Genomic DNA, 22,457 nt, shown 5'->3' on the forward strand with positions numbered 1-22,457 from the left:
GGCGCCGTCGACGGGGCTGGTGAAGTACGGCATGCGATCTCCCGGAGTCAGGTGGCGCGGTGCGTCGAACGGGTACACCGCCCATGGTTCCGGGAGGCGGGAGAAGTGTCGATTACCCGCGGCGTCATGACGACTCACGCGGCCCGCGGGACCAGGCAGGCCCGGGGCCGGGCCTGGCCGCCCCGCTCGCAGGTGGCCGCGGATCGCGTGGGGGCGCGGCGGTTGGCCGGGGATGCACCCGCCGGCCCGGGGAAGCCCGGCCGGGTGGATGCACAGCCGTCGTGCTCGCGCGAGTACGGCGGCTGTCGCCTGCTTCCTAAGCGATCCCCTCGCGAGGCGACAGCTGCCACGGCATGCCGGTGAAGCTGCGGTCCCACGTGCCTTCACGATCCCACCCACAGCGAGGCGGAGTACAGGGGACGCGGGACCCGATTCCGGCCTGGTCGCGGTCGGAGCCGTCGAGCGCGGGCCGTGCGGGGGGCGACGCGGGAACGGAGCACGTCCGTCCTGTCAGGCGAAGACCGGCGGAGCCCGGTCGGACCGGCCCGTCTCGGCCTCATCGCGCGGACCACCGCCGCAGGCGCGGCGCACCGAGGCCGCGGCACCCGGTGCGACGGAGGCCGGGACGCCCCGCCTGGTCAAGCCCGGCGACGACCGTCCTCGCGGCGTGCCCGGTGGTGGCGCCGACCCGGGCGATGTCCCGAATCGGCGAGTAGTGGGCCAGGGCCGATCGCACCACCTGGCCGGGGCGGGTCAGGGTCTGGGCCGCAGGGGGGTGCGGGGGGCCGGAGGCTCTCCGGCGAGGTCGGTCAGCAGGCGGGTGCAGACGTCGCGGAGCTTGACGTTGGTCTGCTGGGACAGCCTGCGCAGCAGGTCGAACGCCTGCTCCTCACCGCACTGCTGACGTTGCATGACGGCGCCGATCGCCTGGTCGATGACGCTGCGGGAGACGAGGGCCGCCTGGAGGTCGCGGGTGAAGTCCTCTGCGTCGGCCAGGCGCTGTGCCAGGGCGATGCCGCCGCCGGCCCGCGCCGCGAAGACCGTCAGGGTGTGCCGGTCGTCCTCGGTGAAGGCGTCGGGGGCGGCGGCGTAGAAGTTGAGCGCGCCCGCGGTGTGCGTACGGGCCGGGATCGGCACGGACAGGGCGGAGCCCACCCCGAGGTCGGCCGCGAACCGCGGGTAGGAGCCCCACCGGGTCTCGCCGAGCATGTCGGTCACGTGCACGACCTGGCCGGTACGCAGGGCCTGCAGACAGGGGCCGTCGTCCTGGCCGTACTGCTTCTCGTCCAGTTTGTCGGCCAGACCCCCGGTGCTGACCACCGTCAACGGCCGCCCCTGCCGCTGCACCGTCACCCCGCAGCCGTCCGCCTCGGACGCCGCCACGGCGTCATCGACGAGGTGCTGCAGAAACGCACGCAGCGACTCGGTCTCCAGCAACCAGCCAACCATGTCCAAGGTGTGCCGGTCGTGGCCGGTCCACTCCACCCTTGCCACCTCCAACGGGATCTTCACCAACTGGGCTCACCGTCCACATACCCGCACGAGGCGGCACCGTGACACGGGAAACACCGCCCGGCAGGACGCGAGGCTTCGGTATGTCCCTGTCACCGCGTGTCGGGGCGGCTGGATTCCCTTGCCGCCTGGTGTGAGGATGGTCCGATGCCTGCTCCCTTCGAGACGACGAAAGTGCACGTCAGCCGCCGTGACGAGGTGGTGTACCTCATCATGCGCGGCGAACTGGACCACGAGGACTGGGAAGACGTCGAGGCCGCCTGGCAGGCGGCCGACCGGTCCGGTCTCTCCGCCACCACGGTGGACTTGTCCCAGGTCACCTTCGCCGACAGCATGCTCCTCAACGCACTCCTGACCGCCCGACGCCACCACCTCGCGACCGGCCGCGAGTTAGTGCTGCTCGGCCCGCTCCAGCCGCCGGTCCGCCGACTGCTGGACGTCAGCGGCACGCTCGGACACTTCACGACCCAGAACATGGACACCGACTGATGCCGCGGCCGGCGACGTCTGACCGCCGAGGAGCGGCTCCCGGGGCGTGCTTTCGGGAGTCCCCCTGCCCGAGGAGCTCGGGAGGGCCGGCCGGAAGCCCTTGGACCGGTCACGCTCGGGCTCCGGCCGGTGCGACGCGTGGGGGTCACCGCTGCTCGAAGAGTTCGGGGCAGGCGTGCCGGGTGCCGCGACGGGGCAAACGTTGCCTGTCGCGGCACTGGACCACGGCAGTGGTCTCCCTCATGAGTACGGCCACGATGGGTAAGCCGGGAACGGCCGACAGAAACGTTCAGTAACCACAAACCAACCTCACCGCACAGGAATCACATGGTCATCCCGCTTAGGAAGCAGGCGGCGGATGGACGCCACCCGGCAGCGGTACTGAGTTACGGCGCCGTGTGGGGGGCAGAAGGCACATCTCTCGCCGATGCCCGCAGCGCGGCACGCACCCTGCTCGCTCGGGCCGGGTACCCTCCCCGTCACCAGATCAGCCAGGACGCCCAGATCGTCATCAGCGAACTCATCGCCAACGCGTTACGGCACGCCCCCGGTCCCGGAGGCATCCTGCTCGAAGTACTCACGTCCGACCCGGCACGCCTGCGGATCACCGTCCGCGACAGCTCACCCCACGCGCCTCGACTGCGCGTGCCCGATCCGCACCGCATCGGCGGACATGGCCTGCATCTGATCACCCGCCTGTGCGACCGTTTCCGCACCACCCGCCGCGAAGACGGCAAACACGTCACCGCCGAGATGTGGCTGCCCCGGCCAACACCTGCCGAAGACCGGCCCGATGTCCGGCGAGGTCGTCCGGGAACCGGCCAAGGGGCGTCCCGTAACTGACTCCGGTCCGCGAGTGACCGCCCCCGCGACGACAGCCGCCGAGCCTGAGATCCGAGGCCTCCCCGCTCAGCTGGGTGAGACTCCGCCGAGCTCGACGGCACGGGAACGGGTGACAGCACAGTCGGCCACTCGTCCGGCCGTCCTGCGCGCCCACCGCCTGACCGCCCGCCGCCTGACCGCCCACCGCGGTTCCGCTCCGCCCGCTTGGCAGAGCGGCCGGTCAGGTCCGGCCTCCGGACTTCCCGCGCCGGTCTCAGGGGCCGGACGCTACAAGGGCGGCAGCCGGCGGGCGAAGACCTCGGCGTACCCGTTGCTCTTGGGCGCCGCCAGGCCCTTGGAGACGAACACCGCGGTAGTTCCGAGCGCGTCGACGAACGGGGTCCACGAGGGCTCGGCGCCCTGCGTGCCGTCCGAAGCCAGGCTGACCCGTTCCGTCCGGCCGGTCCACAGGTCGCGCCGGAAGACGTCGTCGACTTCGTTGGTGTCACCGGGCACCAGGTCGTCCTCCGTGGAGGTGAAGTACACCCAGCGGCCGCCCGCCGTCAGCACGCCGTGTCCGGCGGTGGCGACGTCCCCATTGACCTGTGTGGTCACGCCCCGCTCCAGATCGCGGACGAACACGGCGAGGTTCCCCCCACGGGGGTTGGGCGGTGTTTCGGGCACAACGGCGGTGAAGACGGCGTAGCGCCCGTCCGGGCTGATCGAGCCGCCGGCGGTGGGGACGCCGGTCAGTTCGCCGTTCAGGCCGATGCTGGCGCCGCGGGTCCGCCCGGTGCGCATGTCGTGCACGTACAGGGGGAGGTAGTTCGGCTTGAGGATCCCCGCGCCACCGTCCGCATCGCTGCTCGCACCGGCTCGGCCCGTTGCCCCCGCGGTCCGCTCGGCGGCCTCCCCCGAGGCGTCGGCGCCGGGGCCGCCCGGCGTGGCGACGGTCCGCTGGGCCCGCCGTGCCTCGGTGCCCGGCAGGTCCCAGTGGGAGATGAAGACGACGGTGTTCCCGTCCGCGCTGATTCTCGGCGCGGTGGAGATCACGCTGCCCGGCGCCGTGGCCGCGCCGACACTGACCAGGCGGGTGGTGCCCTTCCACCGGTCGGTGACGAAGACGCCCCCGACGGCGGCGAAGGCGATGTAGCGCCCGTCCCAACTGATCGACGGCTGCTGCGGTTCACGGCCGTTCTCGTCCCGTTCCGAGGTGGCCCCGGTGGCGAGCCGCTCGGTGCGGCCCGTCCAGCGGTCACGGACGTAGAGGGCCCGGGCGTCGGACAGCCCATCGGGCGCCAAGCCGGTGTCGGCGGAGGTGAACGCCACGTACCGGCCGTTGCCGCTGATCACGCCCTCGTACGAGGGGCCGGCGGCCTGCGCGCCGCCGTTGCCCACGCTGACGCGCTCGGTTCTCTCGGTCCGCAGGTCCCGGACGAACATGTCCGGCTGCCCGTTGGTGTCACCGGGCACCAGGTTGTCCGCGTACGAGCCGAAGACGACGTAACGGCCGTCCGCGCTCAGCCCCGTCACCCAGGATGTGCCGTTGGGGGGCGCGCCGCCGACGCCCACGCTCACCTGGACGGTGCTTCCGGCCGCCGGTGCGGCGTGCGCGGGCAGTGCCGATGCGGCCAGGACGGCCGTCGCCAGGGCGCAGCCGCCCCGGACCAGCCATGGACGGCCCGGCCCGGCCCCGCCCGGCCGTGTTCCTGTGGTGCTCCAAGGTGTCCTCATACGGTCCCTCCCCTTGACGGTCCCTTGCCTCGGCCGTGCGTCACCGGGCGTGGCTGCCCCGCGTGCGCACGCTGCGTCCCCCGAGGGCCGACTGCGGGATGAGCCAACAGCCGGTCGGCCACGCGGTCAAGGCCGCCCATGCGGAACCGGCCGCGACGCGGCGGCCGCCGGCGCGGACCGCGCCCGATCGGGCCATCTGCCGGACCGTGCGCGACTCGCTCGTCGCTCGCCCTCTCCTGGATCCGCTTCTTCCACGCGGGCGTACAGCCCGGCTCCGGCGTGCCGGGCAGTCCCCGACAGGCGGCGCAGCGGCCGCCCGCCGCGGTGCGGAAGCCGTCCCACCGCGTGTCCCCCGGTCCCGGCACCGCCCCGGGCGATGTGCCGGCCCCGATCGGGCAGGCCCGCACACGGCGCCGGCGCCGGCGCCGGGCCACGGCCTCCGAGGTCGCCGCCCTGCGCCGAGCGGGCAGAGTGTGCGGGCAAGGAGGCCGGGGCGGCGGCTGCCGTCCCGAAGACAGCTGACCTGCTGGCCACAGCATGAGCCGGGCCTCACGTCCACGGCCGGCGCACGGCAGCCGGGGACGTGGCCGGTCCGTCCGGCGGCCACCACCCGAACCGCGCTGGTGGTTCCTGCCACGGGAGGCGGTGCGCTCCGGAAGAGGATGCCATTGATCACCTTCCGGTGACTGATCCATCACCCGCCCCGCCCGGCGTTCTTCGGGACTGGTCCCTGGACTGCCGTAGTGGGCCACGCCGAAGTCTGACACCGTCTGCCGCTGCCCCGACGGTTACGGGGCAGTTCCCGAGCTTGTCGTCCAACCTCGGCGCCCGATGCACGGGACGAGTGATTCTGTGGGCCGGAGCCGAGGGCATCTGGTCCCTGCCGGCGGGGCGGCAGCCAGGTCGACACCGCCTTCACCGACCCCGGCCACCTCACCAGCACGCTCCGACACGGCCTCCGCCGGATCCAGTACCGCAGCGATCTCATCAACGGATGCCTCGCCGAGACCGGCCTCAACTCGACGACATCACGGCGACAACGTCAGTGACCGTCATCTACCAGTAGGAGGACAAGGCCAGTGCCCACCGCACTGACACAGGGACCGCCCGCACGCGACGGTGCGGGAGGTCCCACGGCGTTCGGCTCCGGTGTGGGCGACGGCGGTCGGCGGCCACACCGCCCGGAAGGCTCGAGGCCCGCTGCGGGGATGCTCCCGACCCGCAGATTGGATCAGTGGAACAGGGGGTTATTGGGTCTGACCATCGGTCCATCTGGCCCCTACCGTCGTCGGTATGACGAATCGACCGGGACGCTTCCTGGCCCTCGCTCAGCTCGCCAACTCCACGGGCGACGGCGCCTATTACGTGACCTCGGCGCTGTACTTCACCCACGTCGCCCACATCGCTCCCGCACGCGTAGGGCTCGGCCTGACTCTCGCCTGGGGGTTCGGTTCGCTGGTCGGGGTGCCGTTCGGGCGGCTCGCGGACCGGCGCGGGCCACGCGGCACGTCGGTACTGCTGGCTCTGGGGACCTCCGCGGCGGTCGCCTCGTTCCTCCTGGTCCGGGGTTTTGTACCGTTCGTCCTCACGGCCTGTTGCTATGCCGCCGCTCAGTCGGGACTCGCCGCGGCCCGCCAGGCGCTGCTTGCACACCTGGTGCCGCCCGAGGAGCGGACAGGACTGCTGGCGCGCCTGCAGTCGACGCTGAACGGCGGACTGGCGGTGGGCGCGGCGCTCGGCGGGGTCGCCCTGAGCGCCGGGACGGCGGCGGCATACCGGGGTGTCCTGCTCCTGGACGCCCTCTGTTGCCTGGCCTGTGCGCTGCTCCTGCTGCGACTGCCGGCCGTGAGGGCCGCGCCCGCCGCCGACGAGGCCGGCACGGCGGGCGGCGGCAGGCGGCTCGCGGTGCTCCGTGACCGGCCCTACACCCTGCTCGCCTCCCTCAACGCCGTACTGCTGCTGCGGCTGCCGCTGCTCAGCGTCGCGCTGCCGCTGTGGATCACCGAGCGGACCCGAGCGCCCGCCTGGCTGGCGGCCGGGCTGTTCGTGCTCAACACACTCGCGGTGACGCTGTTCCAGGTGCGCACGGCCAGGTCCGTGACCGGGCTCGGCAGCGCCTTGCGGGCGCTGCGCCGGTCCGGGCTCATGACGGCCCTCTCCTGCGCGGTGTTCGCGCTGTCGGCGGGGCGATCGGCCTGGCTCGCGACACTCGTGATGGTGGTCGGTGCGGCACTCCAGGTGGTGGCGGAGATGCTGCAGTCGGCCGGATCGTGGCAGCTCTCCTTCGACCTGGCGCCGGCCGACCGCATGGGCGAGTACCAGGGCTTCTTCGGCACCGGCGCGACCGTGGCCCGTACCGTGGGTCCGCTGGCGGTGACCTGGCTCCTGCTGGACTGGGGAACACCCGGCTGGCTGCTCCTGGGCGTGTTGATGCCGGCCGCCGCGCACGCGATGGGCCCGGTCGCACGCAGGGCCGCCGACCACCGCACCCCCCGCAGAACCGCGGAACCGGCCCCCGGGAACTGACCGGAGCGCGATTTGACCCTCCCCCTACGTCAGGCTTGAGGCTGTAGGCCGACGAAAGGGCAGGGGGATGAGCTATTCCGTGGGGCGGGTCTCGGCTTTCGCCGGGGTGACGGTGCGTACGCTGCACCACTACGACAAGGCGGGGCTGCTCTCGCCCAGCGGCCGCAGCCACGCCGGCTACCGGGTCTACAGCGACGCCGACCTGGTACGGCTCCAGCAGATCCTCTTCTACCGTGAGCTGGGTTTCCCCCTCGACGAGATCGCCTCGATCCTCGAGGATCCGCAAGCGAACGCGCTGGAGCACTTGCGGGCCCGGCAACGGCAGTTGAGCGAGGAGATCACCAGGCTGCAGCGGCTCGCCGAGGTGGCGGAACGAGCGATAGAGGTCCAGCAGACCGGGGTCTTCCTGACCCCCCGGGAACGCTTCGAGGTCTTCGGCGAGATCACCTTCGACCTGAGCTACGCCACCGAGGCGGAGCTGAAGTGGACGCAGTCGCGGGGACGGCGCGAGGCGATGGCACGCGCCGCCGCCCACACCAAGGAGGACTGGCGGCAGCTCATGAGCGAGGCGGGCACCTGGCGCGCGGAGCTGCTCGCGGCCTTCGACGAGGGGGAGCCGAGCGACGGAGAGCGCGCCATGGACCTCGCCGAGGAGCACCGCCTGCACATCTCGCGCTGGTTCACCTCCTGTCCGCCCGACATGCACCGGCGCATCGCGGACGACTTCGTCGCCGACCCACGCGCCTTCGCCCTGGTCGTACCGCCGTCGCAACAGCGCCCGGGGCTGTCCGCCTATCTGTGCAGGGCGGTCCACGCCAACGCCGCCCGCCACGCGGGCGGCCGCACCGACTTGGAGGAGGACCGATGAGGATCCTGATCGCCGCGGCCGGATCCCGCGGCGACGTCGCGCCCTACACCGGCCTGGGCGCCGAGCTGCGCAGGGCCGGACACGACGTCGCCCTCGCCACCACGGACGCCTTCGCACCCCTCGTACGCGAGGCGGGGCTGGAATTCCGCGGCCTGCCCGGGGACCCGCTCGGTCACGGAAGCGTCACGGGCAAGCGTGAACTGATGCGCGCCGCCGCCGCGTTCATCACGGACCTGGGCCAGGGCTTCGCCGACGCGATGTCCGACGACACCGATCTGCTCCTGCTGTCGACCACCACGGCCCCGCTCGGCTGGCACCTCTCCGAGGCCACGGGCACACCGAGCCTCGGTGTGTACCTCCAACCCACCGCACCGACCGGCGACTTCCCGCCGGTCGTCACGGGCTCCCGCTCCCTGGGCCGCCCCGCCAACCGCATGGCCGGGCGCCTCGCCCTCCGCATGGCCGACCGCCTCCACACGCAGGCGGTCACCCGGCTGCGCCACCGCCTCCGGCTGCCACCGGTCTCCCCTGCCGAGATGCGCCGCCGGCAGGAACGGGCGAACTGGCCCGTCCTGTACGGCTTCAGCACGGCACTGGTGCCGCGTCCCTCCGACTGGCGCCCGGGCCTCGACGTGGTCGGCAACTGGTGGCCCCGTCATGATCCGGCCGGTCGGCTCCCGACGGAACTGGAGGACTTCCTCCAAGCCGGGCCGCGTCCCGTCCTGATCACCTTCGGAAGCATGGCCGCGGGGGAGGGAGAACGCCTCGGCGAGATCGCCGTACGCGCCCTGCGCCGCGCCGGGCTGCGCGGCATCCTCCAAGCCGGCAGCGCCGGCCTCGCCGCCGACGGCGGCGACGACGTCCTCGCCGTCGGGGACATGCCGCACGCCCTGCTCTTCCCGCGGCTGGCCGCGGTGGTCCACCACGCCGGGGCCGGCACCTCTGCCGCGGCCCTGCGCGCCGCAGTGCCCGCGGTCCCCGTGCCGGTGAGCGCCGACCAGCCGTTCTGGGCGCGACGGCTCGCCGCCGTCGGTGCCGCGACCGACCCCATTCCCTTCCGGTCCCTCACCACCGAGCGGCTCGCCGACGCGCTCGACCTGGTCGTGCGGCAGCAGACGTACGCACGAGCCGCCGCGGGGTGCGCGCGGCACATGGCGACCGAGGACGCGGCAGGCCGGACCGTCAAGGCCGTCGAGCAGCTGACCGACGGCTGACGCCGATCCGTTCCCGGTGTCACCGGCGGGTGCTTCCGGGTGTGCGTGTGGTCGTGCACGCCGTAGCGCTCGTTGCTGTTGCTGACGCCCCTCACGTCGACGTCGATCTTCACCCGCGTGCCGGACGGCCAGTACGCCTTCGGCCGCCGGTCGGCGCGCTCGTCGGCCTCATCTGCGCCCGCACCGGCGGTCACATGCCGGAGCTCCGCCTGCCGAGCCCTCGACGGTGCGCGGATCGCCTGGCACGCGGTGCGGCCGGCGGAAGGTGAAGGACGGCGACGGCGCCGAGCGGCCGATGCGGCACACCCGATGGTGGATGCCCGACGGCCGTCACGGCAATCAGCCCAGCCGCAGGGCGATCCCGTCGGCCGCGGCCAGCGGGAACGCGTGGTGCGAGACCCCCGGCAGGATCTCGGTCCGCGCTCCCGGGAGCATTTCGGCGACGGCCCGGGCGACGCGGCCGGGCTCGTGGCAGCGAGCGCGTCCCGCCAGCAGCACGCGCACCGACAGCGTTCGCAGCGGGGCCGGGTCCGGCAGCGGCCCTCTGACCGGGCGTACGGCCGGGAAGCCGGCGCTCGCTTCCTGCAGCCGCAGCCAGGCCGCGTCGAGGGCGGCTCCACCGGTCTCCCAGGCCAGGAAGGAGCGGATCCGCCCTGGGGTGGGCCGCGCCAGCATCGGCAGCGCGCGCAGGACGTAGCCGGGGCTGAGGCCGGTGAAGACCCGGGTCGGGTCGAGCAGGACGAGGCCGGCGACCCGCTCGGGTCGCCGGGCCGCGTAGTGGGCGGCGATCCAGGCCCCGTAGGAGTGCCCGCCGAGCAGCACTGGACCCGCGTCGGGGCTCGCGGAACGGATCCCGTCGAGGACCGCGTCCAGCCAGACGGCGAGGTCGTCGACGGAGCGGACCGGCCGCCCGGGCCGGGGCACGCTGAGCCCCGCGTCCCCCATCAGGTCGACGCCGTGCACCCGATGATGGCGGGCAAGGCCGGCCGCGGCGCAAGCCCCCCACACCGTGGAGGTGGCCCCACCGCCCGGCAGCAGGACGAGCGGCGGCGCCGTGGCCGGGCCGCAGCTGTTGACTCGGGTGAACCCGTGGGGCGTCTGCAGGTCGGCGCGGTCGACCGGCCCGGGCCACTGGCCGAGGACCTCGTCGTAGGCGGTGCGGAAGGATTCGGGCACGGGCACGGGCATGAAGACCCTATTCTCTCGCCAGACGATAATCTCGCTCAACGAGAGATCCTAGGCGGAGGCGATGTGGACGACAACCAGGACGATGGCCGTGGCAGGGCCGACAGGAGCGGCCGCCGGCCGCAGGAGCCGGACACCCTGCGACTGGTGCACCTGCTGCGCGCCGTGACCGTCGAGTTCGGCCTGCGTCAGGCCGAGTTCGCCGCCCGCAACGCCATGCACATCACCGACGTACGGGCGTTGATCTGCCTCCTCGACGCCGCCCGGGCCGGCGAGCCGGCCACCGTCGGCCTGCTCGGCGCCCGCCTCGGCCTCAACTCGGCCGGCACCACCGCCGTGATCGACCGACTGGAGCGGCTCGGGCACGTGACCCGGGTCCGCGACGACCGCGACCGGCGCCGTGTCCTGCTGCGCGTCGAACCGGAGGCGATCCGTCTGGGGCAGGAGTTCTTCGGCCCCGTCATCGACGGGCTGCTGGGCGTGCTGGACTCCTTCGGCACCGCCGAGCGGGACACCGTGCGGCGCTTCCTGACGGCCGCCCACGCCGTCCTCAGTCCGGAGCAGGACCGATGACCCGCCGAGCGCCCCACCCGCGGGCGGAGGAGTGTGAGCGAGGGACGTCGCGGCTCCCGCCGGATCCCCTGCCTGCCCCCGCCGCCGGGCACGGCGGAGCCGGGCGGTGCGAGTGTCGGGGCGGTCGGGGCCGAGACGGGACATGGTGCTGTCAGCGAGGCGCTGGTAGTGGGTCCGGGCGGCGGCGACCTGGCCGGATTCGCCGAGGCTCTGGCCGGTGCGGTACAGCACCGCGTGAGTGCCGGGCCGGTACAGCGCCTGTTCGGCGTGGGCGACGAGGGCAGTCGTGTCGGCGCGCAGGGCCTGCGCGAGGGCGGTGTCGCGTTCGAACGCGGGCCAGGCCGCGGTCAGGGCGCCGGCGGCGGTGCGGGCGAGCTGGGCGTGCTGATGGGACGTGAGGGTGTCGCGGGTGGCACGCTGGATGAGCTGGTGGACGCGGACGGCTTGGTGGGGGACGCCGGGGGAGTGGTCGATGAGGCTGAGCCGGTGCCGTGCGCGTAGCGCCTGGACCGCGTCCAGGGGTGGGATCGGGGGTTCCCCGGTCGGAGGACGGCCGGTTGGGGTGCGGTGCGCGGTGAGGCGGGCCAGAGCGGGCGCGCTGGTCAGGACGGCCTCGGGGATGACGTTGGGGTCGAGGAAGGCGGAGAGCCGGAGGAGGGGGCGCGCCAGTCCTACGGGGCGGAGGGCGTCGGCGCGGTCGTGCGACAGGGACCAGGTGGCGGCCAAGGGGGAGGGTTCGGCCGTCGGGGACAAGGTCGGGAGTGGTGTCGGCGAGGGCGGTGGTGCGCTTGGTGAGCAGGCGCCGGTACGCGGCCGCTTCCTCGCCGGTGTCGATGACAGGACCCGGCGGCCGCACTCGTCCACTTGTCCGCTGGACGAAGACCCGCAACCGCTGAACAGCGCGCCATCTGGCTGTGCGCACGAGAGAGGGAAGCGTTCCCACGGCGGTTCGGGAGGCGCCGGGCGGTTGCGGGCGGATCGCGATGTTCACGAGTTTCGGCAGGCAGGGGGCCTCCGCACGGGCTGGTCGTGGGGGACATGCGTGTGGTCGCGGGATCGAAAGCCGGGTGGGCCTCGCTTCGGGGGTTGAAGTTGCCGTTGCGGCAGCACCTACCGTCCTGACCAAGGCCGGAGAGACCGGCCCGGTGACGCACTCGTGAGGGAGGCGGCGATGGAGTGGCCGATCGAGGAGGTCGCCCAGATGTCGGGCGTGACCGCCCGGACCCTGCGGCACTACGACGAAATCGGCCTGCTGCCTCCGGCCCGGACCGGTGCGGGCGGCCGCCGCCACTACGAGGAGCACCAGCTTCTGCTGCTGCAGCAGATCCTCGTACTGCGGGCCCTGAACCTCGGACTGCCCGAGATCGGCCGGGTCCTGGCCGAGCAGGTCGACGAGGTGGACGCCCTGCGCGGCCACCTTCGGCGGCTGCTCGCCGAACGGGACCGGCTCGACAGCCTTGCCGCCACCGTCTCCCGCACGATCGCCGAACTGGAACAGTCCAGGAAGGACGGACGCCCCATGGCCGCCATCAACCGACCGGAGAACCTGTTCGAAGGCGTGCAGCCCGCCCAGTACGCGGACAGCCTGCGTGACTTCCCCGAGCACGCGGAGGAAGTCGCGCGGCGGACCGCGACGATGAGCCCGGCCGAGATCGAGGCCGGACAGCGGGAGCGCACGGCACAGATGATCCGGCTGGCCGAGCTGATGGCCGCCGGCATCCCCGCCGACGCCGAACCCGCCCAGGCCGAGATCGACGCCCAGTACCGGGCGCTGACCGCACTGCGCGCCGTCTCCACCGACGAGTACCGCGCGATGGGCCGCTCCTGCGTGGACAACGAGTCCTGGCGTGCGGCCTACGAGGCGATCGCTCCGGGTCTGGCCGCCTACCAGCGCGACGCCATCGAGGCGTACGCCACGGCCAGGCTCGCCTGAACCACCGCGGGGCCGCCCGCGGCACGCACCGACGGCGGCCCCGCACGAGTGCGTCGGCGCAGGGACCTGCTGGCCCTGGCCCCGCCCGGCGCGGTCCGGATCACCCGATGGCCCGCCGAGGCCTCCCGCCGGGCAGGCCCGTGAGCCGTCCCTCGCCGGCCGTCACGGCTTCGACCCGGCCCGCCGGGCGCAGTGGGGGGAGGCGCTGAACCGAGCACCAGAGCTCACGCGTTGGGTGGACTTCGACCATCAGACCCGCCTCGCCTGCGACGTCTACGCGACACACACCTGGGGCGTGGTGCGCCCCTGGCCGGGGTGAACCAGCGGACCAGCGCCTCATCGCCGGTCGGGGGACGCGGGTGTCACGGTACGAGGGCGTGCGGGAGGTGGCTGATCACCGGCCCAGGCGTCGGGGTGTGCCCGTCAGGCTGTTGACCGGGTGCCGCTTCGACGGAGGATGGGGGAGGAGAGCGGGTCTGTGTGGTGAGGTGTGGGCCTCTGATGACTCCGACAGCAGGGAACGTTTCTTCTGATGATCACACAGCTCGCACCCTCTGAGCGCAGGGGTCCCGAGACCGCCTCGGTCATGGATGTCTCGCCGTTCAAGCCCTCTCTCGTCAGAGCGGTGTTCAGGGACGTGACCTCGATGCACGTCTCTCGGCCGGCCGCGTGCGCCGCCGCGTCGGTGACGCGGACAGTGCTGACGGAGATCATCGACGGCGCGAGGAGAGCGGCGGCGGCGGAGGGCCGCAAGAAGCTGATTCCCGGGGACCTTCTCTCGGCGATCGACCGGAACGTCGAGCTTGAGGTGGGGGACAAGTGGTACGACCACAGCCCGACGTTCCAAGGCCTGACCGGTGTCCTGTACGACGCCGAGGGCGTCATCGTGCCATCTCGTAAGCGCAGCAGGTCGCGCAGACCGAGTGCTGTGGTCGGCGCCCACAGGTTCGAGGCTGGGGTCAAGAAGCTGCTGCGGAGCCAGGGGGCGTCGGCCGTCCCAGCGATGGTCCGTGACCTGGACGGAATCGCGAGCGTGTTCCTGACGGACCTCGCCCGGGACGCGGCCATGGTCGTCCGCGAGGACGGGGTCAAGCGTTTCGGTACGGTCACCCTGGGGATGTCGGGCGAACCGGCCCCACCCACGTTTCCCGGGGATTCCCCCCGGGCCCTGTCCAGGCGCAGGGGAGACGGGCGGACCATCGGCAGGGATGACATCCTGGCGGCCACCACGATTCAGTTGTTCGGCGGCAACCTCAGGCAGCGAGCCCTCACCGAAGCACGCGAGGCGACACAGGACACTTCGGCCGGCTGAACGGGGGCGACCCACGGGCCTCGACCCCGTCCACCCCACGGCAGCCTGCCGGCCCGCCTACCCGACAAGCAGCTCTCCAGCGGTGCTGGAGGGGCCGGGCGATGCCTTCGAACCGGGACCGGGCCGTGATCGCGACCTCCCCCGGAGAGCCTTGGCCCTGAGCTGTGTCTGAAGAGTGAGTCCCGTTTCCGCCGGCCGGTTCAGCGCCTCGGACCCGTCCGTGATGTTCGCGCAGCGATGCTCAGCCGGTGGTGTGCTGAGTGGCCAGGGCGCTGTCCTCGGTGGCGGCGAGGGAGGCGAGCAGGCGCAGTCCCTCTTCGGCGGGGGATCCGGGTTCGGCGGTGTAGACGGTCATGTGGAGGCCGGGGTCGGCGCCCAGGTCGAGGGTTTCGTAGGCGAGGGTGAGTTCGCCGACGGAGGAGTGGTGAAACCGCTTGGTGCCGGTGCCGTGCCGGCGGACGTTGTGCGCGCCCCAGCGGGTGCGGAACTCCTCTGACCGGGTGGACAGCTCGCCGACGAGGTCGTGCAGGTCCTTGTCGTACGGGTTACGGCCGGCCTGCGCGTGCAGCATGGCGACGGCCATGTCGGCGAACAGGTCCCAGTCGGGGTAGAAGCGGCGCGAGGCCGGGTCGAGGAACTGGAAGTGGGCCAGGTTCCGCCGGTTGGCCGGGTTCGCGAACAGGTCGGTGTAGAAGGCGCGGGCGAGCGCGTTCGAGGCGAGGATGTCCAGTCGGCCGTTGCACACGACCGCGGGCCCGGCGGTGATCGCGTCGAGCGTCCACTGCAGGCTGCGGTGGACCTGCTGCCGGCCCTTGACGTGGCGGCGCCGGGAGCGGGTGAGGATGTCCGTGCCGTCGGCGGCCTGCGCCAGGTTCAGCAGATGCGCGCGCTCGGCGTCGTCCATCTGCAGCACGCGGGCGACGGCCTCGAGGACGGCCGGCGAGACGCCGGCGAGATTGCCGCGCTCCAGCTTGGCGTAGTACTCCACGCTCATGTCGGCCAGTGCTGCGACCTCGCTGCGGCGCAACCCGGGCACGCGCCGTCGGGAGCCCGAGGGCAGGCCGGCCTGCTCGGGGGTGATCTTCGCTCGCCGCGAGGTGAGGAACTCGCGGACCTCCTCACGGTTGTCCATGCCTTCGACGGTACGACCCGTCCGGCATGAAAGGGATGCACTGCCAGTACACCCATCACTGGTGACTCGCTGCGCACGCGAAAGGGCGGTTCCCTGGACATCAGGCAATCCCCGGGGACTGCGAACACGCCACCTGGGAACCGCACCGCCTGTCCGGCGGCTGTATGCCCTGGCCTGCGGCGACCGGAAGGCCGCCCGGACCACACCCCCCTTTGTCTGTGAATACGGCATGTAAGGAGCCACTTCGATGCGCGGCGCAGTGATCCACGCCCCCGGCGACATCCGCTTCGAAACCCTCGAAGACCCGAAGATCCTCAAGCCCACCGACGCGATCATCCGCACGGCCGTCACCTGCGTGTGCGGCTCGGACCTGTGGCCCTACCGGGGTGCGGAGCCGACCGAGCAGGCTCACCCGATGGGGCACGAGTACGTCGGATTCGTCGAGGAGGTCGGATCCGAGGTGACCTCGGTGAAGCCGGGGCAGTTCGTCGTCGGATCGTTCGCCACCTCGGACAACACCTGCGCGAACTGTCTGGGCGGCTTCCAGTCCAGCTGCCTGAATCGCGAGTTCATGTCGACCTGCCAGGCCGACTACGTCCGCATCCCCAACGCCCAGGGCACCCTCGTCGCCACGGACGGGGTGCCGGATGAGGAGTTCTGGCCCGGCCTGCTGGCCGTGTCCGACGTCATGGGCACCGGCTGGTGGGCCGCGGACGCCGCCGAGGTGAAGCCCGGCTCCACGGCCGTGGTCGTCGGCGACGGCGCGGTCGGTCTGTGCGCGGTGATCGCCGCCAAGGTGATGGGCGCCGAGCGGATCATCGCCATGTCCCGTCACGAGCCCCGCCAGAAGCTCGCCCTGGAGTTCGGCGCGACCGACATCGTCACGGAGCGTGGCGAGGAGGGTGTGGCCCGGGTCAAGGAGCTGACCGGCGGGATCGGCGCGGACAGCGTGCTGGAGTGCGTCGGCACGGCGCAGGCCATGAGCCAGGCGCTGCACTCGGCCCGGCCCGGCGGCGACGTCGGCTTCGTCGGCGTCCCGCACGAGGTCGCCGTCGACGGTCAGGAACTCTTCTTCTCCCATGTCGGACTGCGCGGCGGACCGGCGCCCGTGCGCCGCTACCTGCCCGACCTCATCGACCGCGTCCTGACCGGAGCGATCGACCCCGGCAAGGTCTTCGACCTCACCCTGCCGCTGGACCAGGTCGCCGAGGGCTACAAGGCCATGGACGAACGCCGCGCCATCAAGACCCTCCTCAAGCCCTGACCCTCCACCCACACCCCCATTCTCAGGGGCGGGCCATCAGCTCCGCCGGTCGCGCCCGCCCGCCCCTGGAACCCCCCAATTCCGCCACGACCCCCGAATTCACCGAAGAAGAGAAACAGGCCATGCAGATCACCCGAAGCTCGATCGACACCGTCAAGGGCCCCGCGGACTGGTTCACCGGCGACGTCTACATCGACGCCGTCGCCGCAGCCCCGGAGCCCTCCCGGGTCAGCGCCAACCTCGTGCACTTCATGCCCGGCGCCCGGACGCACTGGCACCGCCACCCGCTGAGCCAGACGGTCTTCGTCACCGAGGGCGTCGGCCTGTGCCAGCGCCGCGGCGGACCGATCGAGGTCATCCGGCCCGGCGACCGCGTCCTGTTCGAAGCCGACGAGGAGCACTGGCACGGCGCCGCACCGAACCGCCTCATGGTCCACCTGGCCATCAACGAGGCGGACGCGGACCACGACGTCGTGCACTGGCTGACCCCCGTCACCGACGAGGAGTACGCAGCCGCCCCCGCCACCGACTGACCCGGCCCGCCCTATCTGGCACGGCCCCGGCGGCGAAGCTCCCGAGGCAGACGCATGGTGGACCGCACGGACAGCCGTTCCCGCCGTTCCGCAGCCCGGTGGGAACGGCTGCCCCGTGTCGGCGTACGCGCCGGCCGGTTCAGCCGATCCGGGCGCCGGTTTCCTCGGCGAGCACCTGCAGGAGGCGGTCCTGGAACGCCTCGTCGTGCACTGCCGCATGGGGCTGCCGCCGCTGCCGGTGATACCAGTAGCCACCCGTCGTCAGGGCCTCCAGGTCGTCGCCGGCCGCAAGCCACTCCTGGGTCTGATGACCGAGCTCCAGATCGTCCGGCGCGCTCGGGCCGCCCATCTTCGTCGGCACCCAGCCCGGGTCCACGGCATTGCTCGGAGCGCCGGGCCACAGCCGTGCGACCGCGGCCGCCAGGGCGGTCACGAACAGCTTGCTGTCCGCGTACGAGCCCGGGCTCCGGCCCTGCCAGTCGACTCCGTCGAGGACGGGCCGTCCGCTGAAGTGCGAACTCCGACTTCCACCGGACCGAGCGGATCGCCTACCCGCCCCGGAAACTCGACACCACCGACGCGCCCCCGGCCTCGAAGCCGAAGGCGGGCGACCTCGCCTACTACGCGCCCTGGGGCGACCTGGCTTTCCTCCACCGCGACGGCGATCACTCCCCGAGCCCGGTCATATTCGGCCCGTTCACCGACCCCGGCGACATCGACCGGCTCGCCGGAGCGGAAAGCATCCGCGTCGAGGCATTCCACCGCCATTCATCCCACGGCCGGACCTGACTTCCGAAACGTCCTCCAGTACTGGCGTCGCTTCTCATCCCTCACCACGACGCCGAGACGGGCCAGTTCCTCACGGAGCTCTTGAACGTCGTCGTGGGAGGAACCCTTCTTCTCCAACGAATCCTGGCGGGCTCTGAGGATGGCGTTCGCGCCCTCCGGGAGACCGGGGGTGTCAGGGACCCAGCGGCGGAACTCGTCCTCGTGCGGATCGGCGTCCGCCCACACGTAACCGTGCTCGGTGAAGGCGTCGGCAACGCCGCCGGCGTCCAGGTCGCACTCCTGCCGAGTGAGCTCGCCACCATCGTGGCCGAGCAGGACGAGTTGCTTGCCGTCCCGGAACACCGCGGCGACGGCATCGCGCGAGAACTCCCGCGTACGCCCCTTGCCTGTGAGCGCAACACGGTCGTCCGACAGACCAATCACCAACTGCTCGTGCTGAGCGACACATCCGAGGGCCAGCCCGGTCACCGCGCCGGCGGCGGGCACCCACGGAGCGGGGATCGACGCCACGAGCTCGGCCGGTCCCTGCAACGGGGCCCAGGGCAACGTCACCAGCCAGTCGGCCAGGGGGCCGACCAGCCAACCGACACCCGCCCCCGCCAGCATGAGGACGACATAGACGCACATGGTGCTCCACGCCGACTGGCCGAGCACGGTGAGCCGGTCACCTCGCGGGCTTCGCTCAAGTCCCCTGCGCATGGTCATGGTTCCCCCTCGCTGCTGCTGGCTGCTGTTCCCGTAATGTTAGACCGAGCACTCGGTCTAACATTAACGCCGAAGGGCCGGAAGAGCCCGGACTCGACCAGAAGGGGACCGTGGTGAGAAGAGTCGATCCGGCCCGGCACCGAGCACGGCGCCGGCACATCGTCAACGCCGCGGCCGAGCTCTTCGCGGTCAAGGGCTTCGAGCGCACCACCACCGCAGAGATCTGCAAGGCCGCCGGAATGAGCGCGGGCAACCTGTTCCACTACTTCCCCAACAAGCGCGCGATCTTCTACGCCGTCTTCGAGGACGAGGAGCACGACGGCATCACCAAGGCCGAGCGTCTCGCCGCTGCCCGCACCGCCGACGACCCGTGGAGCGCCCTCCTCGACACCGTCGACCTTCTCGCCGCCCCCGCCACGGAGCCGCTGGTCCCCGCACTCGTCATGGAGGCGATGATCCAGGCTTACCGCGACCCTGAACTCGAAGCACTGCTGAGTCGAGACAACGACGAGGAACGGTCCACCATCACCACCCTGCTGCACAACGCGGCCGCAGCAGGCCTGATCGACCCCGCCCTGGACCCGGACGACACCACAGCCTGGATCATGGCGCTCATCGCCGCTCTCTACACCAGCGCCGCCACCGACCCGTCCTTCGCCCCGGCCGCCCAGCTCCCCACCCTGCGCCTGATCCTCCACCGTTTCCTACGGCCCGACACCCACCAGGAGCCGGAGCGACATACGGGCACCCCGTAGGACCCGATACAGCGGCAGGCGCACAGGGTGATCTCGCACCGAGGAGATCTCGCCCGGGGCAGGGCGCCGACGGGCCGGCGCCGCGCACTCCGTTCGTCTGCTGCTCCCGGCCTCGCACCCGTCCGGCGTCCTGGGGCCCGAACCCCGTCGGCCGGGCCGACCTTGGCGGAGCCCGGTCGACTCCCGCGGAACTCTGCCCCGCCCACGGGCCTCGGTGCCCGCTCAGCCCCCGGGCCCGCTGTCTGCACCGCGTGTTCGGTCTCCGGTCGTGCTCGGCGGGCTGCTGTCGGCCGCTTTCGCCGCCTGGCGACGTGAGAGGTCTACCTCGCCTGTGTCCCCGGCTCGTCAGGTCTCCGACTGCCTGCCCAGAATCGACTGCCCCCCATCTGTCACATCTCTCCGTCCCGATCCGTCAGAGCGGTGACGGCAATGAGAAACTCCTCGAGGAGACGTTGATGGAAGCACGTTCGATCACGGCGGAGGTCCCGATGGTGCCGCGGATGTCCGAGGACCCCGCGGAACTCGTTCCCGAACTGGCGGAGGTGTCGGCAGCGCTGTTCAGGGTCACCGGCAACGGTTCGGTACCGCGCTCCACGATCAGCCTGGTTCAGTTGCGCGCCGGTCAGATCGTCGGCAGCACTTACCTGACCGTTCTGCACACGGGCTTCCTGCGCAAGGCCGGGGAGTCGGAGGAGCGGATCACCTCGGTGGCGTCCTGGCCGGACTCGCCGTACTTCACCGGTGCCGAGCGTGCGGCGCTGGCACTTGTGGAGGCGGTGCTTCAGCCGTCCGCAGACGGCGAGAGGGTCCCCAACGAACTGTATGCGCAGGCAGCCGAGCACTATGAGGCCAAGGCGCTCGCCACGCTGATGTTCGCCATCGGCCAGGTCAACTTCTTCATCCCCGTGGCGCTCATCGCCAAGCCGGTGCCCGGCCGGTCGTTCACCGACCCGTGGAAGTGAGGCCACACGGGTAGGACTCGATGGGCGGCTCCCCAGGTGGGATCCGAACGGGCCGGCTGCCGGTGCCAGGCTTCATGGGCCCCACTCCGGAAGTCGGCTCCACTGAAGCGCCTTAACGCAGGGCTGCGGCGACCAGGCCTTCGAGGGCCTCGCGCGGTACGTCGCCGCCGCTCACCAGCCGGTCGAAGACCAGTCCGTCGATGCAGGTCAGCAGGGTGTGAGTGCGATTCTCGACGTTCGTCACGCCGTGCGCGGCGAGGAACAGCCGGACGGCCTCGCGGCCGGCGTTCTCGCGGGGCACGAAGATCTCGCGCAGTTCAGGATCGCGCACGCTCTCGACCGCGCAGGCACAGCGGGCGAGCGAGCGGCGGCGGCCCTCGCCGCTCAGTCGCTTCCGGGTGAGCAGTGCCATGCCGTCCACCAGTTCCTTGACGGTGCGCAGGGGCGAAAGCTCTTCGGCCATCGTCTGCAGTTCCGCCTGGTCGAGTTGGACCAGGCGGGTGACGAGTCCGGTGAGCAGCGCGGCTCGGGTGCGGAAGTAGGCGGACGTGGTGCCGAGCGGCATGGCCGCTCTGCGGTCGACCGCGCGGTGGGTCAGCCCGCGGATCCCTTCGTCGGCCAGTACTTCGAGAGCCGCGTCCGCGAGGAGAGTGCGCCGATCCGAAACCATGGCTCCTTTCTACACCCGTAGAAACCTCCGATAGGGTTGTCCTTCTACAGATGTAGAAGAAGGGGGCCTCGACATGGGCAACACGGCAGTGGTGGTCGGTGGGGGTATCGGAGGGCTGGCCGCCGCGATCGGCCTGCGCCGTATCGGATGGGAAGTCACGGTCCTCGAGCGCGCGTCCGTGCTCGAGGACGCGGGGGCCGGCATCTCACTGGCCGCCAACGGCCTGCGGGCATTGGAACAACTCGGCGTCGGCGAGGCTGTGCGGGGCGCCTCGCGAGGCCAGTACAGCGGTGGCACCCTCACGCCACGGGGCGGTTGGCTGACCCGGATGGACGGCACGGCGCTCGAGAAGGCAGTGGGCACGCCGATCATGGGCGTCCCCCGCGCCACCTTGCACAGACTGCTCCGCACCTCCCTGCCCGCGGAGGCACTGCTGATCGGCTTCGAGGCGGGCTCGGTCGAGCAGATCGGCCCCGGGAGGGTGCGCGTCGGCTACGGCGACACGGTCCTGGACGCCGACCTGGTGGTGGCGGCCGACGGCATCGGCAGCAAGGTGCGCGGGCAACTCTTCCCCACCCACCCCGGCCCGGTCTACAGCGGCTCGACGGTGCTGCGCGCCATCACCGAGCACGCGGTCGACCTGCGCACCGACTTCGAGCTGACCTGGGGATACGGGGCCGAGTTCGGCCACATCGCCTTCCGCGACGGGCGAGCCGAGTGGCACGCCGTCCTCAACCTCCCCGCCGGAACGCGGTTCGTCGCCCCACTGGCCGAACTGACGCGCCGGTTCCACACCTGGCACGACCCGATCCCCGCTCTGCTCGACGCGACCCGGCCCGATGCCGTCCTGCACCACGACGTCAACGAACTCCGCACCCCGCTCCCCACGTACACGGTCGGCCGGATCGCGCTGCTCGGCGACGCGGCACACGCGATGACCCCCAACCTCGGACAGGGCGCCTGCCAGGCACTGGAGGACGCGGTCACCCTGGCTGCCGCGCTCGCCGAAGAGCCCACCGTGGAGACCGCGCTCACCCGCTACGACGCCGAACGCCGACCGCGCAGCCAGGCGGTCGCGCGGGCCGCCCGGCAGGCCGGAAGGATGGGCCAGCAGCTCTCCCACCCACTGGCCGTCGCCCTGCGGAACCAGGCGATGCGGTTGACTCCATCCCGCGCCGCGGTGCGCATGCTCCTCCGGCACCACGCTTGGATCCCACCACAGCTGAACTGATCCGGTCCGCGCCCCGCCGACTCGCCGTCAGACACCCCCGGGACGAACTGGGGCTGCGGATCCTGCCGTCGACGATCACAGCGGGCTGGGTGTCCGAATGCGTGCTGACCTTGTTCCTGGCACCCTCTGGGAGCGAGTGGCTGTCCTGCGGCCACCAGATCACGCACACTGCCACCGCAACCCCGGGCGGCTGTGCGTTCCCGGCTGAGCAACCCCCGCCGATCGAGGGGCACGGCCTGACGCCGGCT

The 22,457-nt window shown here is 72.0% G+C and carries 22 protein-coding genes and 1 pseudogene; 15 read left to right on the top strand and 8 right to left on the bottom strand.

The annotated features are described in order from the left end of the window. Positions 1 to 753: 753 nt before the first annotated feature. Positions 754 to 1,449 (bottom strand): GAF and ANTAR domain-containing protein, encoded by a 696-nt coding sequence (locus ACF061_RS38375; RefSeq protein ID WP_392271649.1) that lies wholly within the window; start codon positions 1,447 to 1,449, stop codon positions 754 to 756. A gap of 210 nt (positions 1,450 to 1,659) precedes the next feature. On the opposite strand from ACF061_RS38375, the gene ACF061_RS38380 reads away from it, so the two are divergent. Continuing rightward, a complete protein-coding gene (locus tag ACF061_RS38380) occupies positions 1,660 to 2,001 on the top strand; it encodes an STAS domain-containing protein (protein WP_392271650.1) in 342 nt (113 codons plus the stop codon). A 327-nt stretch (positions 2,002 to 2,328) separates the two neighbouring features. Beyond that, positions 2,329 to 2,844, top strand: a complete 516-nt coding sequence (locus ACF061_RS38385) for an ATP-binding protein (protein ID WP_392271651.1) — start codon at positions 2,329 to 2,331, stop codon at positions 2,842 to 2,844. 267 nt (positions 2,845 to 3,111) lie between these two features. Here the strand turns inward: ACF061_RS38385 and ACF061_RS38390 are convergent, their stop codons facing one another. Next, positions 3,112 to 4,557 carry a hypothetical protein gene (locus ACF061_RS38390; RefSeq protein WP_392271652.1) on the bottom strand — a complete coding sequence of 482 codons (1,446 nt, stop codon included), beginning with the start codon at positions 4,555 to 4,557 and terminating at the stop codon, positions 3,112 to 3,114. A gap of 1,293 nt (positions 4,558 to 5,850) precedes the next feature. On the opposite strand from ACF061_RS38390, the gene ACF061_RS38395 reads away from it, so the two are divergent. From ACF061_RS38395 to ACF061_RS38405, 3 genes are all read left to right on the top strand, one after another. Beyond that, positions 5,851 to 7,083 (top strand): MFS transporter, encoded by a 1,233-nt coding sequence (locus ACF061_RS38395; RefSeq protein ID WP_392271653.1) that lies wholly within the window; start codon positions 5,851 to 5,853, stop codon positions 7,081 to 7,083. 67 nt (positions 7,084 to 7,150) lie between these two features. After that, positions 7,151 to 7,951, top strand: coding sequence for a MerR family transcriptional regulator (locus ACF061_RS38400; protein ID WP_392271654.1), 801 nt, complete (start codon positions 7,151 to 7,153; stop codon positions 7,949 to 7,951). Next, positions 7,948 to 9,165 (top strand): glycosyltransferase, encoded by a 1,218-nt coding sequence (locus tag ACF061_RS38405; protein ID WP_392271655.1) that lies wholly within the window; start codon positions 7,948 to 7,950, stop codon positions 9,163 to 9,165. The genes ACF061_RS38400 and ACF061_RS38405 overlap by 4 nt, the downstream gene beginning before the upstream one ends. A gap of 32 nt (positions 9,166 to 9,197) precedes the next feature. On the opposite strand, the pseudogene ACF061_RS38410 reads toward ACF061_RS38405, so the two are convergent. Then, positions 9,198 to 9,359 (bottom strand): annotated as a pseudogene (locus ACF061_RS38410) (Ig-like domain-containing protein); the annotation flags it as partial. A gap of 145 nt (positions 9,360 to 9,504) precedes the next feature. After that, a complete protein-coding gene (locus ACF061_RS38415; protein ID WP_392271656.1) occupies positions 9,505 to 10,347 on the bottom strand; it encodes an alpha/beta fold hydrolase in 843 nt (280 codons plus the stop codon). A gap of 69 nt (positions 10,348 to 10,416) precedes the next feature. Between ACF061_RS38415 and ACF061_RS38420 the strand changes: the two genes are divergently transcribed. From ACF061_RS38420 to ACF061_RS38435, 4 genes are all read left to right on the top strand, one after another. After that, complete coding sequence (locus ACF061_RS38420) at positions 10,417 to 10,923, top strand: MarR family transcriptional regulator (RefSeq protein WP_392271657.1); 507 nt, start codon at positions 10,417 to 10,419, stop codon at positions 10,921 to 10,923. Between the two features lie 33 nt (positions 10,924 to 10,956). Then, positions 10,957 to 11,424, top strand: coding sequence for a hypothetical protein (locus ACF061_RS38425; protein WP_392271658.1), 468 nt, complete (start codon positions 10,957 to 10,959; stop codon positions 11,422 to 11,424). 670 nt (positions 11,425 to 12,094) lie between these two features. Continuing rightward, positions 12,095 to 12,856, top strand: coding sequence for a MerR family transcriptional regulator (locus tag ACF061_RS38430; RefSeq protein ID WP_392271659.1), 762 nt, complete (start codon positions 12,095 to 12,097; stop codon positions 12,854 to 12,856). A 532-nt stretch (positions 12,857 to 13,388) separates the two neighbouring features. Next, positions 13,389 to 14,168 (top strand): hypothetical protein, encoded by a 780-nt coding sequence (locus tag ACF061_RS38435; protein ID WP_392271660.1) that lies wholly within the window; start codon positions 13,389 to 13,391, stop codon positions 14,166 to 14,168. A 241-nt stretch (positions 14,169 to 14,409) separates the two neighbouring features. On the opposite strand, the gene ACF061_RS38440 is transcribed toward ACF061_RS38435, so the two are convergent. Further along, positions 14,410 to 15,300: a helix-turn-helix transcriptional regulator gene (locus ACF061_RS38440; protein ID WP_392271661.1), complete on the bottom strand. Its 891-nt coding sequence runs from the start codon at positions 15,298 to 15,300 to the stop codon at positions 14,410 to 14,412. A gap of 247 nt (positions 15,301 to 15,547) precedes the next feature. Here ACF061_RS38440 and ACF061_RS38445 point away from each other — a divergent pair, with 247 nt between their 5' ends. Together ACF061_RS38445 and ACF061_RS38450 are read left to right on the top strand one after the other, a co-directional pair. Beyond that, the gene (locus tag ACF061_RS38445) at positions 15,548 to 16,564 is read left to right on the top strand and encodes a zinc-dependent alcohol dehydrogenase family protein (RefSeq protein ID WP_392271662.1); all 1,017 of its coding nucleotides are present in this window, start codon (positions 15,548 to 15,550) and stop codon (positions 16,562 to 16,564) included. A 122-nt stretch (positions 16,565 to 16,686) separates the two neighbouring features. Next, positions 16,687 to 17,097 carry a cupin domain-containing protein gene (locus ACF061_RS38450; RefSeq protein ID WP_392271663.1) on the top strand — a complete coding sequence of 137 codons (411 nt, stop codon included), beginning with the start codon at positions 16,687 to 16,689 and terminating at the stop codon, positions 17,095 to 17,097. Between the two features lie 139 nt (positions 17,098 to 17,236). Here ACF061_RS38450 and ACF061_RS38455 read toward each other — a convergent pair whose 3' ends face one another. After that, on the bottom strand, positions 17,237 to 17,530 hold the full coding sequence (locus ACF061_RS38455; RefSeq protein ID WP_392271664.1) for a hypothetical protein: 294 nt from the start codon (positions 17,528 to 17,530) through the stop codon (positions 17,237 to 17,239). 110 nt (positions 17,531 to 17,640) lie between these two features. On the opposite strand from ACF061_RS38455, the gene ACF061_RS38460 reads away from it, so the two are divergent. Next, entirely contained in the window at positions 17,641 to 17,886 is a 246-nt protein-coding gene (locus tag ACF061_RS38460) for a cyclophilin-like fold protein (protein ID WP_392271679.1), read from the top strand. Here the strand turns inward: ACF061_RS38460 and ACF061_RS38465 are convergent. Continuing rightward, the gene (locus ACF061_RS38465; protein ID WP_392271665.1) at positions 17,866 to 18,591 is read right to left on the bottom strand and encodes a hypothetical protein; all 726 of its coding nucleotides are present in this window, start codon (positions 18,589 to 18,591) and stop codon (positions 17,866 to 17,868) included. The two genes, ACF061_RS38460 and ACF061_RS38465, sit on opposite strands and share 21 nt — an antisense overlap. Before the next feature lie 113 nt (positions 18,592 to 18,704). Here ACF061_RS38465 and ACF061_RS38470 point away from each other — a divergent pair, with 113 nt between their 5' ends. Together ACF061_RS38470 and ACF061_RS38475 are read left to right on the top strand one after the other, a co-directional pair. Continuing rightward, positions 18,705 to 19,346 carry a TetR/AcrR family transcriptional regulator gene (locus ACF061_RS38470; protein ID WP_392271666.1) on the top strand — a complete coding sequence of 214 codons (642 nt, stop codon included), beginning with the start codon at positions 18,705 to 18,707 and terminating at the stop codon, positions 19,344 to 19,346. A gap of 455 nt (positions 19,347 to 19,801) precedes the next feature. Beyond that, positions 19,802 to 20,308 (top strand): carboxymuconolactone decarboxylase family protein, encoded by a 507-nt coding sequence (locus tag ACF061_RS38475; protein WP_392271667.1) that lies wholly within the window; start codon positions 19,802 to 19,804, stop codon positions 20,306 to 20,308. A gap of 112 nt (positions 20,309 to 20,420) precedes the next feature. Here ACF061_RS38475 and ACF061_RS38480 read toward each other — a convergent pair whose 3' ends face one another. Beyond that, the gene (locus tag ACF061_RS38480) at positions 20,421 to 20,978 is read right to left on the bottom strand and encodes a TetR/AcrR family transcriptional regulator (protein WP_392271668.1); all 558 of its coding nucleotides are present in this window, start codon (positions 20,976 to 20,978) and stop codon (positions 20,421 to 20,423) included. A gap of 73 nt (positions 20,979 to 21,051) precedes the next feature. Here ACF061_RS38480 and ACF061_RS38485 point away from each other — a divergent pair, with 73 nt between their 5' ends. Beyond that, the gene (locus ACF061_RS38485; protein ID WP_392271669.1) at positions 21,052 to 22,209 is read left to right on the top strand and encodes an FAD-dependent monooxygenase; all 1,158 of its coding nucleotides are present in this window, start codon (positions 21,052 to 21,054) and stop codon (positions 22,207 to 22,209) included. The last annotated feature ends 248 nt before the right edge of the window (positions 22,210 to 22,457 follow it).

Origin of the sequence: Streptomyces sp. NPDC015220 (assembly GCF_043079345.1) — a bacterium.
Taxonomy (GTDB): Bacteria; Actinomycetota; Actinomycetes; order Streptomycetales; family Streptomycetaceae; genus Streptomyces.